The 17,353-nt window shown below is 65.8% G+C and carries 10 protein-coding genes and 1 tRNA gene; 6 read left to right on the forward strand and 5 right to left on the reverse strand.

Annotation, left to right across the window (positions count from 1 at the left end; translation table 11 throughout):
- The first annotated feature begins 71 nt into the window (after positions 1–71).
- The 4 genes from AC56K1_RS05010 to AC56K1_RS05025 are packed head-to-tail and all read left to right on the forward strand — an operon-like array spanning position 72 to position 5,785.
- Positions 72–2,450, forward strand: a complete 2,379-nt coding sequence (locus AC56K1_RS05010) for a M1 family metallopeptidase (RefSeq protein WP_497156748.1) — start codon at positions 72–74, stop codon at positions 2,448–2,450.
- Positions 2,447–2,950, forward strand: a complete 504-nt coding sequence (locus AC56K1_RS05015) for a DUF6702 family protein (RefSeq protein ID WP_497156749.1) — start codon at positions 2,447–2,449, stop codon at positions 2,948–2,950. Before AC56K1_RS05010 ends, AC56K1_RS05015 begins: the two co-directional genes overlap by 4 nt.
- Positions 2,950–5,007, forward strand: coding sequence for a TonB-dependent receptor (locus AC56K1_RS05020; protein WP_497156750.1), 2,058 nt, complete (start codon positions 2,950–2,952; stop codon positions 5,005–5,007). The genes AC56K1_RS05015 and AC56K1_RS05020 overlap by 1 nt, the downstream gene beginning before the upstream one ends.
- A gap of 40 nt (positions 5,008–5,047) precedes the next feature.
- Complete coding sequence (locus AC56K1_RS05025; protein ID WP_497156751.1) at positions 5,048–5,785, forward strand: 2OG-Fe dioxygenase family protein; 738 nt, start codon at positions 5,048–5,050, stop codon at positions 5,783–5,785.
- 221 nt (positions 5,786–6,006) lie between these two features.
- Here AC56K1_RS05025 and AC56K1_RS05030 read toward each other — a convergent pair whose 3' ends face one another.
- Complete coding sequence (locus AC56K1_RS05030; protein WP_497156752.1) at positions 6,007–7,095, reverse strand: DUF1800 family protein; 1,089 nt, start codon at positions 7,093–7,095, stop codon at positions 6,007–6,009.
- A gap of 154 nt (positions 7,096–7,249) precedes the next feature.
- On the opposite strand from AC56K1_RS05030, the gene AC56K1_RS05035 reads away from it, so the two are divergent.
- Together AC56K1_RS05035 and AC56K1_RS05040 are read left to right on the forward strand one after the other, a co-directional pair.
- Positions 7,250–8,404, forward strand: a complete 1,155-nt coding sequence (locus AC56K1_RS05035; protein ID WP_497156753.1) for an efflux RND transporter periplasmic adaptor subunit — start codon at positions 7,250–7,252, stop codon at positions 8,402–8,404.
- Between the two features lie 13 nt (positions 8,405–8,417).
- On the forward strand, positions 8,418–11,540 hold the full coding sequence (locus AC56K1_RS05040; protein WP_497156754.1) for an efflux RND transporter permease subunit: 3,123 nt from the start codon (positions 8,418–8,420) through the stop codon (positions 11,538–11,540).
- 208 nt (positions 11,541–11,748) lie between these two features.
- On the opposite strand, the gene AC56K1_RS05045 is transcribed toward AC56K1_RS05040, so the two are convergent.
- From AC56K1_RS05045 to pepN, 4 genes are all read right to left on the reverse strand, one after another.
- Entirely contained in the window at positions 11,749–12,705 is a 957-nt protein-coding gene (locus AC56K1_RS05045) for an ElaB/YgaM/YqjD family protein (RefSeq protein WP_497156755.1), read from the reverse strand.
- 509 nt (positions 12,706–13,214) lie between these two features.
- Positions 13,215–13,290, reverse strand: a tRNA-Thr gene (locus AC56K1_RS05050).
- A 101-nt stretch (positions 13,291–13,391) separates the two neighbouring features.
- Entirely contained in the window at positions 13,392–14,393 is a 1,002-nt protein-coding gene (locus AC56K1_RS05055; protein ID WP_497156756.1) for a class 1 fructose-bisphosphatase, read from the reverse strand.
- A 158-nt stretch (positions 14,394–14,551) separates the two neighbouring features.
- Positions 14,552–17,203: an aminopeptidase N gene (gene pepN, locus AC56K1_RS05060; RefSeq protein ID WP_497156757.1), complete on the reverse strand. Its 2,652-nt coding sequence runs from the start codon at positions 17,201–17,203 to the stop codon at positions 14,552–14,554.
- Positions 17,204–17,353: the final 150 nt, after the last annotated feature.

The raw sequence follows: 17,353 nt of genomic DNA on the forward strand, positions 1-17,353 counted from the left end.
GGGCAGATTTGTCCACCCTACGGCAGGGCTACATGCCCTGCCGTTCCTTTATTGATGACTACCCGATTAGCATGAAGATCAAACATCTGCAGGCGAGCCTTGTCGCCCTCTTCCTCGCGAGCGCTGCACAAGCTGCGCCGGCATTCGACGACAAGTTCCGCCAGTTGGACGAGCTGCTGCCGACGCCGAACGAGACCCGCACCGCCTCCGGCGCCCCGGGCCACCGCTACTGGCAGCAGCGCGCCGATTACCGCCTGCGCGCCACCCTCGACGAAACCAAACGCTCCGTCAGCGGTTCGGGCACCATCACCTACACCAACCATTCGCCGGACCTTCTTTCCTACCTGTGGGTGCAGCTCGACCAGAACATGTTCCGCGGCGATTCCGACAACCGCCGCATCGCTACCTTGCCGGGGCGCGAGGCCTGGCTGGCGCGCGGCAACGACGGCGTCAAGTTCGACACCCTGAAGGCCACGCTGGAACAGCAGCGCTTCGAAGGCGGCATCCAGGTCACCAGCGTGACTGGGGCCGATGGCCGCGCCTTGCGCCATACGGTCAACAAGACCATGATGCGGATCGACCTGCCGCAGCCGCTCAAACCGGGCGCGCGCGTGTCCTTCAATCTGGCGTGGACCATCAACATCCCCGAAGCGAACGTCGTCGGCCGCCGTACCGGCTACGAGAAGTTCGACGACGGCAACGACATCTACCTGGCTGCCCAGTGGTTCCCGCGCATGGCGGCCTACTACGACGTCAAGGGTTGGCAGAACAAGCAATACATGGGCGACGGCGAGTTCACGCTGGAGTTCGGCGACTACGATGTGCAGCTGACCGTCCCGGCCGACCACGTGGTCGCCTCGACCGGCGAGCTGCAGAACCCGGATGCAGTGCTCACCGCCGCCCAGCGCGACCGACTACGCCAGGCACGCAACGCGAAGAAGCCGGTCGTCATCGTCACCCAGTCCGAGGCTGAAGCCGCCGAGAGGGTGCGCTCGAAGGCGACCAGGACCTGGCACTTCAAGGCCAGGGACGTGCGCGACTTCGCCTTTGCCTCGAGCCGCAAGTTCATCTGGGACGCCCAGGGCATCAAGAGCGGCGACAAGGACGTGCTGGCGATGTCCTACTACCCGAAGGAAGGCAACCCGCTGTGGGAGCGCTATTCGACGGCCGCCGTGATCCACACCATCGAGCAGTACAACAAGTATTCCTTCGACTATCCCTACCCGACCGCGATTTCCGTGAACGGCTCGATCGGCGGCATGGAATACCCGATGATCTCGTTCAACGCCGGACGCCCGGTCAAGGACAAGAAGACCGGCGAACTCACCTATGCGAAGAGCACCAAGTACGGCCTGATCAGCGTAATCATCCATGAAGTGGGCCACAACTACTTCCCGATGATCGTCAACTCGGACGAGCGCCAGTGGACCTGGATGGACGAGGGCATGAACAGCTTCCTGCAGTTCCTGGCCGAGGAAGCCTGGGAAGAGAATTACCCCTCGCGCCGCGGCGAAGCGCGCAACATCGTCGACTACATGCGCAGCACTAACCAGGTACCGGTCATGACCAATGCTGAATCGACTCTCCAGCGCGGCAACAATGCCTACGCCAAGCCGGCCGCCGCGCTGAACATCCTGCGCGAGACGGTGCTGGGACGCGAGCTGTTCGACTTCGCCTTCAAGGAGTATGCGCAGCGCTGGAAGTTCAAGCGCCCGACCCCAGCCGACTTCTTCCGCACGATGGAGGACGCATCGGGCACGGACCTCGACTGGTTCTGGCGCGGCTGGTTCTACACCACCGATGCGGTCGACGTGAGCGTGGACGGCATCAGCGAATACACCGTGAGCAGCAAGGATCCGGAAGTCGAAAAAGCGTGGCAGCGCGCGCGCAAACAGGCCGAGCCGATTTCGATCACCGACCAGCGCAACGCGGGGCTCCCGCGCCGCGTCGATGCGCATCCCGAGCTCAAGGACTTCTATAACGAGAACGACGACTTCACCGTCACCAACAAGGACCGCAACAAGTTCAACGAGACGGTCGAAGGCCTGGAAGACTGGGAAAAGGCGCTGCTCAAGGAAGGCAAGCACCTGTATCTCGTCGACTTCTCGAACAAGGGCGGCCTCGTGACCCCGCTGGTGGTCCAGATCGAAACCAAGAGCGGCAAGAAGTACATCGAGCGCATCCCGGCCGAAGTGTGGCGTTACTCGCCGACGCAGGTGACCAAGCTGTTCATCACCGACGAGCCGATCGTGAGCCTGGTGCAGGACCCGTACTGGGAAACCGCGGACATCAACCAGGACAACAATGCCTGGCCGCGCAAGGCGACACCGTCGCGCCTGGAGCTGTTCAAGACCGAACGTGACCCCGCCACGGGCAACCTGATGCGCGACTTCCGCACGCCACTCAAGAAGCCTGCGGAAAAACCGGCCGACAAGAAGGCCGTGCAATGATGCTGCATCGTCGCAAATGGCTGCTGGCCGCCGCGCTGCTGTGCCTGAGCGCAGCTGCGGGCGCGCACCGCTTCCACACCGGGATCACCGAGCTGGCCTTCAATCCGCGCACGGGCAGCACCGAGATCGTCCACACCTATATGGCGCACGATATCGAAGCGCTGCTCATGAACACCTACGGGCGCCAGTTCGACCTGCTCGACCCGGAAGACCAGGCCGTGCTGCGCAAGTACGTCGAGGCGCAGTTCGCGCTCAAGGGCGCGGACGGTGCGCGCCTGCCGGTGCGCTGGGTCGGCATGAGCGCCGATTCGCAGAGCGTCGTCATCTACCAGGAACTCGAGAACGCGCAGCTGTCGAAGACAGTGACTGTGCGCCAGGGCATGCTGATTGATTTTCTGCAGAATCAAGTGAACACCGTCAATTTCAACAATTTGGGTACAATCCGCTCATTGACTTTTTCACAATCCTTGCTCGAACAACCGGCCCCTGCGCCTCCCTGATGACCCTTCGCCCGCTTGCCCTGCCGCTGTCCGCGCTATTCTTCCAGGCCCCGGTCCTGGCCGACGATTTCGTGCTGCAGCGGGTGCTGGTGGAAGGCGCGCGCGCCAACCAGATCGGCCTGAGCGACGCGGCCAGCGCCGGCAGCGTCGGCGCGAAGGAGCTGCAGAAGCTGACCGTCTACCGCCCCGGCGAACTGCTCGAGGCGACACCCGGACTGATCGCCAGCCAGCACAGCGGCGAAGGCAAGGCCAACCAGTTCTACCTGCGCGGCTTCAACCTGGACCATGGCACCGACCTCGCCACCTGGGTCGACGGCATGCCGGTCAACCAGCGCAGCCATGCGCATGGCCAGGGCTGGACCGACCTGAATTTCCTGATTCCCGAAGTCGTCACCCGCCTCGATTACCGCAAGGGCCCCTATTCGGCCGCGGAAGGCGATTTTTCCTCGGCCGGCAAGGCCTCGATCGCCTATGCCAACCGGCTGGTCGCGCCCTTGGCGGCGATCACGCTCGGCCAGGACAACTATGCGCGCACGGTACTCGCGGGCTCGCCGGAAGCAGCCGGGGGCAACCTGCTCTACGCGCTCGAGCTGCTCAAGAACGACGGCCCGTGGACTCGCCCGGACGGCTACCGCAAGATCAATGCGGTGCTGCGCTACAGCCGCGGCTATGCGAACAATGGCTGGCACGTGGCGGCGATGCATTACCGCGGCCACTGGAACGCCACCGACCAGGTGCCGCTGCGCGCAGTTGCCGGCGGCCAGCTGGGACGCTTCGATGCGCTCGACCTGAGCGACGGCGGCGAGGCCCAGCGCAGCAGCATCTCCGGCGCCTGGCGCCGCACCACCCAGGAGACTGCGACCAGCATCAGCGCCTACGTGATCCGCAACCGCCTCGACCTGTATTCGAACTTCACCTACTTCCTGGACGACCCGGTCAATGGGGACCAGTTCAGCCAGCCGGACCGGCGCGTGACCACCGGCCTGGACGCCAGCCATACCTGGCATGCGTACGGCAAGGGTGCCCTCAGTTCCGACATGACGGTTGGCCTGCAGGCGCAGAACGACAATATCTTCAACGGCCTGTACCCTACCAAAGCGCGCCGGCGCCTGTCCACCACCCGCGAAGACCATGTCAGCGAGGGCAGCATGGCCCTCTACGTGGAAAACGCCACCAAATGGAGCGAGGCCCTGCGCAGCGTGGTGGGGGTACGGGCAAATGCCTACCGCTTCCGCGTCGACGGCGACCGTCCGGAAAACGCGGGACGGGCCAGCGATTCGCTGGCCACGCCATCGCTGAGCATCGCTTACGGGCCGTGGACCTCGACCGAGTTTTATTTCAACTATGGCCACGGCTTCCACAGCAACGATGCGCGCGGCACCGTCGCCAGCATCGATCCGAAGACGCTGGACGCGGTCGAGCGCACGCCCGGACTGGTGCGCTCGCGCGGCATGGAGCTGGGCCTGCGTACGGTGGCGATCCCGAAGATGGAAACCACGCTGTCGCTGTACCGGCTCGACTTCGATTCAGAGCTGCGCTATGTCGGCGACGCCGGCACCACCGAAGCGGGCGACCCGAGCCGCCGCTTCGGTGTCGAGCTGTCGAACAACTACCGCGTCAACAAATGGGTGTCGGTCAATCTCGATGCGGCCTATGCGCATGCGCGCTCCCGTGGCGGCAACCCGGCCGGCAGCCGGGACGCCGGCCGCAAGATTCCCGGTGCGGTCGAAGGCGTGGCCCAGCTGGGCCTGAGCGTGGAGCGCGCGGGACCGTGGTCGGGCGCGCTGCGCCTGCGCTATTTCGGCCCGCGTCCGCTGGTCGAGGACGACAGCGTGCGTTCGCATGCCAGCGTCACGCTCAATGGCCGGGTGGGCTACCGGATCGGCAAGGACATGCGCCTGGAACTGGAAGGCTTCAACCTGGGCAACCGGCGCGACTCGGCGATCGACTACTACTATGCCTCGCGCCTGGCGGGCGAAACCGGGGCCACCGACGACATCCATTTCCATCCGATCGAACCGCGTTCCTTTCGCCTGAGCTTCATCAAGAATTGGTAGGGGCCGGGCCGGCAGCGTGGAAAAATGCTACGCTAACCGGATGACGATACGTGAACTCCCCTACACCGCGCCGGCCGACCTGGCCGATGCCGTGCGCAGCGAAGGCTATGCCCTGCTGCGTCCCCTCGACGTGGCCCGCCTCGCGGGCTGCACCCTGGACGAGCTCCAGGCGCTGGTACCGAGCTGGGACCGGCTAGAGCTCGACAACTACCTGAAGGACGGCGGCCGCTATCGCCGGCGGCGGCACTCCTGCTTCATCGACGATGGCAGCACGCTGGCGCCGACGCCGCACCGCGCGCACTGGCAGCCGGTCGAATACAACGCCCTGCACGGCGGCATGCACCGGCTGTTCGAACCGGTCGAACCCGGCACGGTCGCCCTGCCTGCCTGGGAGCGCCTGCTGCGTGCGCTGGGCGACGTCTGTTCGAACGTCGCAGGCCGCCACACCTGGCGCGTCGAAGCGCACCAGTTCCGCATCGATACCGCCGACGGCATCGGCCGACCGACACCCGAGGGCGCGCACCGCGACGGCGTCGACTTCGTCGCCGTCATCCTGATCGGGCGCACCGGCATCAAGGGCGGCGAAACGCGTGTGTTCGAGGCCGAAGGGTCGATGGGCAAGCGCTTCACCATGATCGAGCCCTGGACCCTGCTGCTGCTCGACGACGCCGCCGTGATCCACGAATCGACCCCGATCCAGCCGCTCGGCGAGCATGGGCACCGCGACACGCTGGTGCTGACCTGGCGCGCAGGTTCCTTCCAGGGCGAAGGCGCCTGAACGGCCCCGCCGACGCTGGACAAAAAAACGCCCGCGAAGCTTGCGCTGGCGGGCGGCAATCCAATTTTCGGAGAAAACTGGAGGAGACGGTTTCAATATAGCGCAGTTTTTTGTGCACTGCAATACCGTACAACTACTGTGCTCATTGCCGCAAGGATCCGTTTCCAACCCCAGGCGGGCCGGCGTGGTTTGCTGCGCCGCGCCATCTCCTCTTCCGATTCTTAATAACGCAGGAAAGCCTCGCCCAGCAGCACCGCTTTCAAGCTGTCCACATCTGCCGGGCGGTTGCGCGCGGCCGCCATCGCCGCAGCCGAGGGCGTAGCCGCTTCCATCAAGACCGGGCCTGGCTGGGCGAGCCTGCCCTGCTCGGCCGCGCCCTGCGGCGTGGCCCGCAGCGGCGGGGCCGACGAAGCCTGCTCGTGGGGTCGCGGCGCAGGCGCCGCCAACGGCAAGCGGCCCTCGGACAGGCGCGCGACGAAATCCGCACGCTCCCTGGCATCCATCGACGCCTGGCGCCCGTACACGGGCGCGCCGGCCTGCCCCAGTACCTCCACCAGCGGCGCCGCATCGTGCACCACGATGCCGCTCGCCCGCACCGCCGACACCACGAAACGCAGTGCGTCCTTGCGCTTGCTGCCCATCTCCGCCGGGGCCAGGAAGGCGGGACTGGTGAACAGGCTGCGCAAGACCGTTGCCTGGTTGCCGCCCGTGTCCTTCCATACGCGAGCCAGCGAACGCACCAGCGCGGTGGGCGGGGCGGAGACGAACTGCCCGGCCAGCTCGCGCACGGCTTCCTGTTCGTTGCGCCCTTTGATGCGCCGGCCCTGCATGCGCGGATGCCGGGCCACGGCCGCCCGCAGCGCGGCATGCTTGCCGAAGACCTGCGGGCGCACCGCCTCGCGCGCGATCGCGCCGATGTCGGCCGCATCCAGGCCTGTGCCTTCCACGATGCCGAAATGGGCCAGCCAGAACGCGCACAGGACTTCCTCGAGCTGGCGCGGGCTGGCGGCCGCGCGCAGCAGGGCTTGCGCACGCGCCCGCGCGGCATCCGTACCGGGCTCGCGCAGCTGTGCCTCGAGATAGGGTGGCAAGGGCGGAGGCGCGAGCTGGCTGTCCACATACGCGGATAAGCCCATGGCGCGCACGCGGGCCAGCTCGCCGGGCGCAGGGCCATAACCCAGCCGGTTCAGCAGGTGCAGCGCGGCCTGCTCGCCGATGGCATCATCGGCACGGGCGCCCGGGCCGCACAGCACCCCCAATGCCAGCAGTGCAGGCAGCGCGAAGCGAAGGAAGGTCGGACAGGATCGCATGAACACTGTTATATCCCCGCGAAGCCCGGGCTGCGCGCCGGTTTCGTAAAATATTGTAAAGCCCCGATGTAGCTGGGCGAGCCCGGGCCACTGCGCGCTCAAGGCATTGCATTTTTGCTACACTTCACAGCTTAACCGAAAGCCTGCCAAACATATGCCTACCCTCCGCCACCTTCCCCCGGCCGCCCTGGTTTCCGTCGCCGGCGCCGCGCTGTGCTTTGCCGCTGCGCTGGCCGTGCCGACCCGCGCCACCGCCAAGGACGAAAAGCCCGCCGCGCCGACGCCGGCCCTGACCGTCACCACCACCCAGCCCTCGAACACCTCCCTGCCCCTCGGCTTGAGCGCCAACGGCAGCGTCGCCGCCTGGCAGGAAGCGGTGATCGGCAGCGAGTCGAACGGCCTGCGCCTGCGTGATGTAAAAGTGAACGTGGGCGACGTCGTCAACAAGGGCGATACCCTCGCCGTGTTCGCGAGCGAGACCGTGCGCGCGGATGTCGAACAGGCGCGCGCCGCCTTGCAGGAAGCGCAGGCCAATGCCGCCGAGGCCAAGGCCAACGCAGACCGCGCCCGCGCCCTGCGCAGCTCCGGCGCGCTGAGCGAGCAGCAGATCACCCAGTACTTCACCGCCGAGCGCACCGCGGCCGCGCGCGTGGGCGCAGCGAAGGCCACGCTGGAGCAGCAGAACCTGCGCCTGCGCTTTGCCACCGTCACCGCGCCCGACAGCGGCATCATCTCGGCGCGCAGCGCCACGGTGGGCGCCGTGGTCGGCGCCGGCACCGAACTGTTCCGCATGATCCGCCAGGGCCGCCTCGAGTGGCGCGCCGAGATCACCTCGAGCGACCTTGGCCGCATCAAGCCGGGCATGCGCGCAGCGGTGCGCGCCGCCAGCGGCCTTGAAATCAGCGGCAAGGTGCGCGCCGTGGCGCCGACGGTCGATCCGCAGACCCGCCTGGCGCTGGTGTATGTCGACCTGCCGCCATCGCTGTCCGCGAACGCGCCGCTCAAGGCCGGCATGTTCGCCAGCGGCCGTTTCGAGCTGGGCAAATCGAACGCCCTGACCGTGCCGCAGCAGGCGGTCGCCGTGCGCGATGGCTTCACCTATGTATTCCGCCTGAACCGCGACAGCCGCGTGAGCCAGCTGAAAGTCACCACCGGCCGCCGCCTGGGCGACCGGGTCGAGATCGTGGGCGGGCTGGCGGCCGGCACGCCGATCGTGGTCAGTGGCGCGGGCTTCCTGAACGATGGCGATCTGGTGCGCAATGTGCCGGCGCCTGCGGCCCCGGCGCCGCGCCAGACCGCGGCACGCTGAACAAGGCACGATCATGAATTTTTCCGCCCTGTCCATCCGGAGCCCGATTCCGGCCATCATGCTGTTCACCCTGCTCACCCTGGCGGGGCTGCTGGCCTTCAAGGCCAACAAGATCCAGGACTTCCCCGACATCGAGCTGCCGATCGTGACCGTCGCCGCCACGCTGGAAGGCGCGGCGCCCGCCCAGCTGGAAACCGAGGTCGCGCGCAAGATCGAGGATTCGGTCGCTACCTTGCAGGGTGTGAAGAACATCTACACCAAGGTGCTCGACGGGGTGGCGACCGTCACCGTCGAATTCGTGCTCGAGAAAGACCTGGCCGAAGCGGTGAACGACGTGCGCGACGCAGTCGCCCGCGTGCGCGCCGACCTGCCGCCCGAGATGCGCGAGCCGAGCGTGACCAAGGCCGCCACCGCCGGCCGCGTGGTCGCCACCTTTACCGCCGCGCCAAGCAAGAGTGCGGGCAGCGCCATGGACGACCAGGAACTGAGCTGGTTCGTCGACAACGACGTGGCCAAGCGCCTGCTGAGCGTACCGGGCCTGGGCGCGGTAAAACGCGTCGGCGGCGTCACGCGCGAAGTGCGGGTGGAACTCGATGACGCCCGCATGGCGGCGCTGCAGGTCTCGGCGCTGGACGTCTCGCGCCAGCTGCGCAACGTGCAGCGCGAAGCGCCGGGCGGACGCGGCGACGTGAACGGCGCAGAACAGTCGGTGCGCACCATCGCCACCGTGCAGTCGGCCTCGGCGCTGGGACAGATGGAAATCCCGCTGCCGGGCGGGCGCCACGTGCGCCTCGACCAGGTGGCGACCGTCACCGATACGGTGGCCGAGCCGCGCTCGATCGCCGAGCAGGATGGCCGCAAGGTGGTCGGCTTCGAGATCTTCCGCACCCGCGGCGCGGGCGAAGTCGACGTCGCCGAAGGCGCGCGCACGGCCATGGCCCAGCTGCAGAAGGAACATCCGAACGTGGTGCTGCGCGAGGTGATCGACAACTCGGCCCCGGTGCAGGAAAACTTCGACGCCTCGATGGAGATGCTGTACGAGGGCGCGCTGCTGGCGGTGCTGGTGGTGTGGTGGTTCCTGCGCGACTGGCGCGCCACCCTGGTCGCCGCCGCGGCCCTGCCGCTGTCGGCGATTCCGGCCTTCCTCGGCCAGTATTTGTTCGGCTACACCCTGAACATGGTGACCCTGCTGTCGCTGGCCCTGGTGATCGGGGTGCTGGTGGACGATGCCATTGTCGAGATCGAGAACATCTCGCGCCACCTGCGCATGGGAAAGACCCCGATGCAGGCGGCGCTGGAAGCGGCCGACGAAATTGGCATGGCGGTGATCGCCACCACCTTCTCCTTGGTAGCCGTGTTCCTGCCGACCGCCTTCATGGGCGGCATCCCGGGTAAATTCTTCAAGCAGTTCGGCTGGACCGCGGTGCTCGCGATCCTTGCTTCGCTGGTGGTGGCGCGCCTGCTCACGCCGATGATGGCGGCCTACATCCTCAAGCCGGCCAAGCGCCTGGGCGAGGAAAAGGACGGCCGCCTGATGAGCCTTTACATGCGCGTCATGCAGTGGTGCCTGCGCCACCGCCTGGTGACCGCGATCGCCTCGGCGCTGTTCTTCATCGGATCGATCGCGCTGGTGCCGCTGCTGCCGACCGGCTTCGTGCCGCCGGCCGACCGCTCGCAGACCCTGGTCACGCTCGAACTGCCGCCCGGCTCGACGCTGGCCGAAACCCATGCCGTGGCCGAGCAGGCGCGCATCGCGGCGATGCAGGTCGCGGGCGTGAAGAGCGTGTTCAGCTCGATCGGCGGCGGCTCCAGCGGCGACGCCTTCGCACCGGGCGCCGCGGCCGAAGCACGCCGCGCCGTGCTGACCGTGACCACCTCGCACCGCGACGAGCGCGACACCGGCCTGTCCGATATCGAGCGCGCGCTGCGCGAGAAGGTCGCGCAGATCCCGGGCGCACGCTTCAACGTGGGCGCCAACGACACCGGCACCAAGTTGCAGCTGGTGCTGCGCGGCGAAGACCCGGAAGCGCTGAGCCTTGCTGCGCGCCAGGCCGAGCGCGAACTGCGCACGCTCAAGGGCATCGGCAACGTCAGCTCCAGCGCCTCGCTGGTGCGTCCCGAAATCATCGTGCGGCCCGACTTCGCACGCGCCGCCGACCTGGGCGTGACCGCCGCCGCGATCGGCGAAACCGTGCGCGTGGCTACCGCGGGCGACTACGACATCTCGCTGGCGAAGATGAACCTGGCCGAGCGCCAGGTGCCGATCCGGGTCAAGCTGCCGGACGCGGTGCGCGCCGACCTCGATGCGCTGGGACGCCTCACGGTGCCGGGTGCGCGCGGACCGGTGCTGCTGGCGAATGTCGCCACCATCACGATGGAAAGCGGGCCGGCCCAGGTCGATCGCCTGAACCGCACCCGTAACGTCACGCTCGACGTCGAGCTGCAGGGCCGTTCGCTCGGTGAGGTCAACGACGAAGCGCGTGCCCTGCCCGTGTTCCAGAAGCTGCCGCCTTCGGTGCAGATTGCGGAACTGGGCGATGCGCAGGAAATGCAGGCGCTGTTCGCCAGCTTCGGCGTGGCAATGCTGATCGGCGTGCTGTGCATCTACGGCGTGCTGGTGCTGCTGTTTAACGACTTCATGCAGCCGGTGACCATTTTGGCGGCACTGCCGCTGTCGATTGGCGGCGCTTTTGTCGCCCTGCTCATCACCAACAGTGCGCTGTCGATGCCGACCATGATCGGCCTGATCATGCTGATGGGGATCGTGACGAAAAACTCGATCCTGCTGGTGGACTACGCCATCCTGGCGCGCAAGGCCGGCCTGAACCGCTTCGACGCCCTGGTGGATGCCTGCCACAAGCGCAGCCGCCCGATCGTGATGACCACCATCGCCATGGGCGCCGGCATGCTGCCGCTGGCGCTGGGCCTGTCAGGCGACCCGAGCTTCCGCTCGCCGATGGCGATTGCGGTGATCGGCGGGCTGATCACGTCTACCCTGCTGAGCCTGCTGGTGGTGCCGGCGGTGTTCACGTATGTGGACGACTTCGAGCACCTGATGAAGCGCGGGATGGGCAAGTTGCGGCACAAGCCGAAGCAGGCGCCGGCACCGGTTGTAGCGACCGACACGGTCAAGTAGGCCTTGAAGTTGAGGTTTTCGTAGGGTGGGCGGGGTCCTGCCGCCCGCGCGTTCGAACAGTGTGAAAAGGGGCCCGACCGTCTTTGCGGCTGTGCTTCATGCGCTTGAACGCGCGGCCGGCAAAGCCGGCCGCCCTACGTGAAACCACAAATAAAAAACCCGACAGGCTTTGGCGCCTGCCGGGTTTTTTATTTGACGACTACGGCGATCAGTCGCGGTAGTAGCGGGAGTCTTTGCGCTCGGTGCTGCTGCCACCCAGCAGCTTGGCCAGCAGGAAGCCGACGCCGGCTGCGACCAGCAGGGCGGTGCCTGGATTGGTCTTCACGTACTCGGTGCTCTTGACCGAGTAGTTCTGGTAGGTTTCGCCCAGCTGGCCCTTGCGCTGGCCCAGGGTTTCACCCGCGCCGCTCAGCAGGCCGCTCAGGCGATCGACGCCTGCGTGTGCGGTGCCGACCAGGCGATCGACCAGCGGCTGGGCGCCTTGCGCGACTGCGTCGATTTTCTCGTGCAGCTTGTCAGGCGACACCGATGCCGACACCGACGCCATGGCACCCTTGATACCGCCGGCTGCCTGCGACTTGCCGGTATCCGACGACGACTGGGAACTTGCGCCACCCATGCTGCCACCGGTGCTGCCGGTGCCGCTGCCGCTGGTACCCAGTGCGCTGTTGGTGCTGCTGGTGCCGCTCAGGCTGCCGCTGCTGCCGGCTGCGCTCGACGACGAGCCGCTCTGCAGGCTGCTGCCCGACGAGCTCGATGGGCTCGACGAGCTCGATGGGCTCGACGGGCTCGACGGGCTCGACGAACCCGACAGGCTCGACGACGACGAACCGCTTTGCTGGCTACCGCTGGTGCTCGATGGGCTCGACGACGAACCGCTCAGGCTGCTGCTGCCCATGTTGCCCGAACCTTGGGTACCGCTCTGCTGGCTGCCTGCATTGCTGGTGCCACCGACGGAGCCCGTGCTGCTGCCGGTTGCCGGCTTGGCGCTGCCTGGCGTAGCGTTGGCGCTGCCCAGGCTGCTGCCCGACGAGCTGCTCTGGTTGTTGCCGGACGAGCTGCTGCTCTGGTTCGAACCAGGCGTCTGGTTTTTACCAATGCTCGAACCCGAACCCTCGCGGCTTGCGTCGCTGCCTTTTCCCTCGGTAGATTTCTGATTATCCATGATGTATCCCTCGTTTAAATGTAGACCAACGCGAAGTAGACCGAAACTCGACTATCACCACATTCTTCCTCGATTCCGCCTAAAACAGAACGAAGGGACGAGACTGGCGTGCGCTATATCAAACGGCACTTTGCTCTTTTGCCCAGGGTCACGATTTCATCTCAATGACCCAAAGCCAGCGCAAAAGTTCCATGTCTAGCGCCGACGTATTCGTCGTCGCTCGTGGGCGGTCGCTGTGGCGGTCCGAAATTGCGCGCAGTATCAGACGCTGCGACACGATACAAAAAATACAATGGATCAGGTTCACTGACCGTGCGCTGACTAACAGAGTCAGGCTATCGGACTGGAAGAGTCAACTACCGCAGGAAGTGAGGCGGCCTCCACTGGTGGCGGTGGCAACCACCCTGTTTTGCAAGCTGCTTAGCCGGCGGCGCCAGCGGCGCCGGGCCAAAAGAAAAAAGGGCTACACGCCGAAGCCTGTAACCCTCCATCTGGTACTACTGAATTTTTGGTGCCGCTGACCGGAATCGAACTGGTGACCTTCGCATTACGAATGCGCTGCTCTACCGACTGAGCTACAGCGGCTCTACGCGGGCGAACCCGACGAAGAGCCGTATTCTAGCAAACAACCCTGCACACTTGCTAGTCCGACTCGGCAATTCGCAGCAGAATTGCTACAAAGTCATTCACTCAGCATGGTAGCGGGTGACCAGTTCGACTTCCGATTTCGAGCCCAGGAACACCGGCACACGCTGGTGCAGCCTGGTCGGCGGGATGTCCATGATGCGCTTGCTGCCATCGGTGGCGGCGCCGCCGGCCTGCTCGACGATCATCGCCATCGGGTTGGCTTCGTACATCAGGCGCAGCTTGCCCGGCGACGAAGGGTCGCGCATGTCGGCCGGGTACATGAAGATGCCGCCGCGGTTCAGGATGCGGTGCACGTCGGCGACCATCGAGGCGATCCAGCGCATGTTGAAGTCCTTGCCGCGCGGGCCGGTGGACCCAAGCAGCATCTCGTCCACGTAGCGCTGCACCGGCGGGTGCCAGTGGCGCTTGTTCGACATGTTGATGGCGAATTCCCTGGTTGTTTCCGGGATCATCATGTCGCTCTCGGTCAGCACCCAGGAACCCATTTCGCGGTCGAGCGTGAAGCAGTGCACGCCGTTGCCGGTGGTGAGCACCAGCATGGTCTGCGGGCCGTACACGGCGTAACCCGCCGCCACTTGCTGGGTGCCTGGCTGCAGGAAGTCCTGCTCGGTCGGCTCGTTCATGCCTTCCGGGGCCTTGAGCACCGAAAAGATGGTGCCGATCGAGACGTTGACGTCGATGTTCGAGGAGCCGTCGAGCGGGTCGAACAGCAGCAGGAATTCGCCCTTCGGATAGCGGCTCGGGATCTGGCGGATGGTTTCCATCTCTTCCGAGGCCATGGCGGCCAGGTGGCCGCCCCACTCGTTCGCTTCCAGCAGGATCTCGTTCGAGATCACGTCGAGCTTCTTCTGCACCTCGCCCTGGATGTTCTCGGTGTCGGCGCTGCCCAGCACTTCGCCGAGCGCGCCCTTGCTGACCGAATAGCTGATGCGCTTGCACGCACGGGCGACGACTTCGATCAGGAGGCGCAGTTCGGCGTTGATGGTCTGGTGCTGGCGTTGTTCTTCGACCAGGTATTGCGTGAGACTGACGCGTTTCATGGACTTCCTTTGGTTTGGTTTTGAATAGATTTTTGTTTTTGTAGGGTGGGCGGGTCTTCCCGCCCACGCGGTCAACAATCGTCGGCGCCGTCGCGACATATCGATCGATAACGATCACCGCGCAGGCAGATCTGCCCACCCTACGGGATAACAATATTTCAGCCCTGGTTGGCCAGCGCTTTCGTGACGACTTCACGCACGTCGTTCGACAAGCGCTGCTGCCCCGCCACCTGCTGCAGCGCCGTCTTCATGTGCACCTGCAGGCTTGGGGTGAAGTGGCGCCAGCGGTCCATTGCGCGTGCCAGGCGCGCGGCGACCTGCGGGTTGAGGCCATCGAGCAAGGTCACGTGCTCGGCCCAGAACAGGTAGCCGCTGCCGTTCGGGGCATGGAATTGCACCGCATTGTTCATGCAGTAGTTCGCGACCAGGCTGCGGGCGCGGTTGGGGTTGCGCAGGTTGAAGGCCGGGTGGCGCATCAGTTCGCGCACCTTGGCGATGTCGGTGGTCGGAGCCGTTGCCTGCATGGCGAACCACTTGTCCACCACCAGCGCCTCGCCCTGGAACTCGTCGTAGAAGCGTTCCAGTTCGGCCTCGGCTTGCGGCGCGCGCGCATGGATCAGGGTGCTGAGCGCGGCGGCGCGGTCGGTCATGTTGTCCGCCTCGCGGCACTGGCGCGCGGCCAGCGCGATGGTTTCCTCGTCCGGCGCGGCGTTCAGGTAGGACAGCGCCAGGTTTTTCAAGGCGCGCTTGCCGGCGGACGCCGCATCCGGGCTGTACGGCCCCGGGGTCAGGTTGGCTTCGTACTGCGCCAGCAGTTCGGTGCGCAGCCTGGCACCGATGTTGGCGCGCATGAACTGGCGCGCCACGTGCACGGCCAGCGGGTCGACCTCGGAGAGCTGCTCGGAGAGCATGGTTTCCGACGGCAGCAGCAAGGCCTGCTCGCGGAAGGCCGGGTCGAGCGATTCGTCCGTCAGCATCTTGCGCATCGCCTCGATGAAGGTCTCGTCGAGGCTGAGCTTCCCGTCGGCTGCCGTTTCGCCGGTGAGCTTGAGCAGGCGGCCCATCGCCAGGCGCTGGCCGGCTTCCCAGCGGTTGACCGGGTCGCTGTCGTGGTTGAACAGGTGCAGCAGGTCGGCATCGGTATAGCCGCCCTGCAGGATCACCGGCGCCGAGAAGTCGCGCAGCACCGAGGGCACCGGTTGCTCGGCCACGCCGGTGAAGACGAAGGTCTGCTGTTCGTCCAGCAGCTCGAGCACGGCCGTGGTGCCCATGTCCTTGCCGCCTACCGTCAACGGCATGTCGCGCCCCGCGCGATCGAGCAGGCCGACCGCGACCGGAATGTGGAAAGGCAGCTTGGCCGCCTGGCCGGGCGTGGCCGGGCAGCTCTGGAACAGCGTGAGCTCATAGGTCTGGGCCGCTTCGTCGTAGCGGGTTTCGAAGCGCAGCTGCGGGGTGCCGGCCTGGCTGTACCAGCGCTCGAACTGGGTGAAATCGCGCCCGCCGGCATCGGCCATGGCCAGGCGGAAGTCGTCGCAGGTGACGGCCTGCTCGTCGTGGCGCTCGAAATACAGGTCCATGCCCTTGCGGAAGCCTTCGCGGCCCAGCAGGGTCTGGTACATGCGCACCACTTCGGCGCCTTTTTCGTAAACCGTGACGGTATAGAAGTTGTTGATCTCGACGAAGGAGTCCGGGCGCACCGGGTGGGCCATCGGGCCGGCGTCTTCGGGGAACTGGGCCTGGCGCAGCGTGCGCACCTGGTCGATGCGGGTAACGGCGCGCCCTAGCTCGGTGCCGATCATGTCCGAGGTGAATTCCTGGTCGCGGAAGACCGTCAGGCCTTCCTTCAGCGACAGCTGGAACCAGTCGCGGCAAGTGACGCGGTTGCCGGTCCAGTTGTGGAAGTATTCGTGCGCCACCACCGCCTCGATGCCCTGGAAGTCGATGTCGGTGGCCACGCGCGGGTTGGCCAGCACGAACTTGGTGTTGAAGATGTTCAGGCCCTTGTTTTCCATCGCGCCCATGTTGAAGTCGCTGGTGGCGACGATCATGAAGCGATCGAGGTCGAGCTCCAGCCCGTAGCGCTCTTCGTCCCAGCGGATGCTGTGCTTGAGCGACTGCATCGCGTAGTCGGTTTTATCGAGGTTGCCGTCTTCAACCCAGACCTGCAGCAGGGCGTCGCGGCCGTCCGCCAGGCGGAAGGTCTCTTCCTGGCAGACCAGCTGCGCGGCGACCAGGGCGAACAGGTAGGACGGCTTCTTGAACGGGTCTTCCCATTTGGCGAAATGACGGCCGTCGCCGAGGTCGCCTTCTTCGAGCAAATTGCCGTTGGACAGCAGCACCGGATAGCGCTGCTTGTCGGCACGCAACATTACCGTGTACTTCGCCATCACGTCCGGGCGGTCCGGGAAATAGGTGATGCGGCGGAAACCCTCGGCCTCGCACTGGGTGAAGAAGTTGCGGTTCGAGGTGTACAGGCCGCTGAGCGTGGTGTTTTGCTCGGGCACGCACACGGTTTCGATCTCGAGCGTGACCTCTTCGGGCGTGTTCGGAATGGTGAGCAAGCTGCCGTTGACCGCGTAGTCACCCTCGGCCAACAGCCGGCCGTTCAGGCGCAGCGCCACCAGTTCGATGTCCTCGCCGTAGAGTTCGATCTCGCGCTGGGCGCTGGCGGGATTGCGGCGCATGCTCAGCCGGTTGGCCACGACGGTGCGCGTGGGGTCGAGGTCGAAACCGAGTTCCACGGTATCCACCAGGTAGCTCGGCGGGGTGTAGTCACTCCGGTAAATCGTCTGGGGCGTATCGGTGCGCATAGAGGGAGTCCGCAATAGACAGTGAGGTGAAGTGCTTATTTTACCAACAAGACTTTGCCGCGCTCGCACCGCTTGATACGCCGGGACGTATGTATCAGAATGTACGCCCCGTAACTGGGAGTAAATTATTCTGCGAGAATGCGGAACAAG

It is taken from the genome of Telluria sp. ZB4P37, assembly GCF_059685855.1.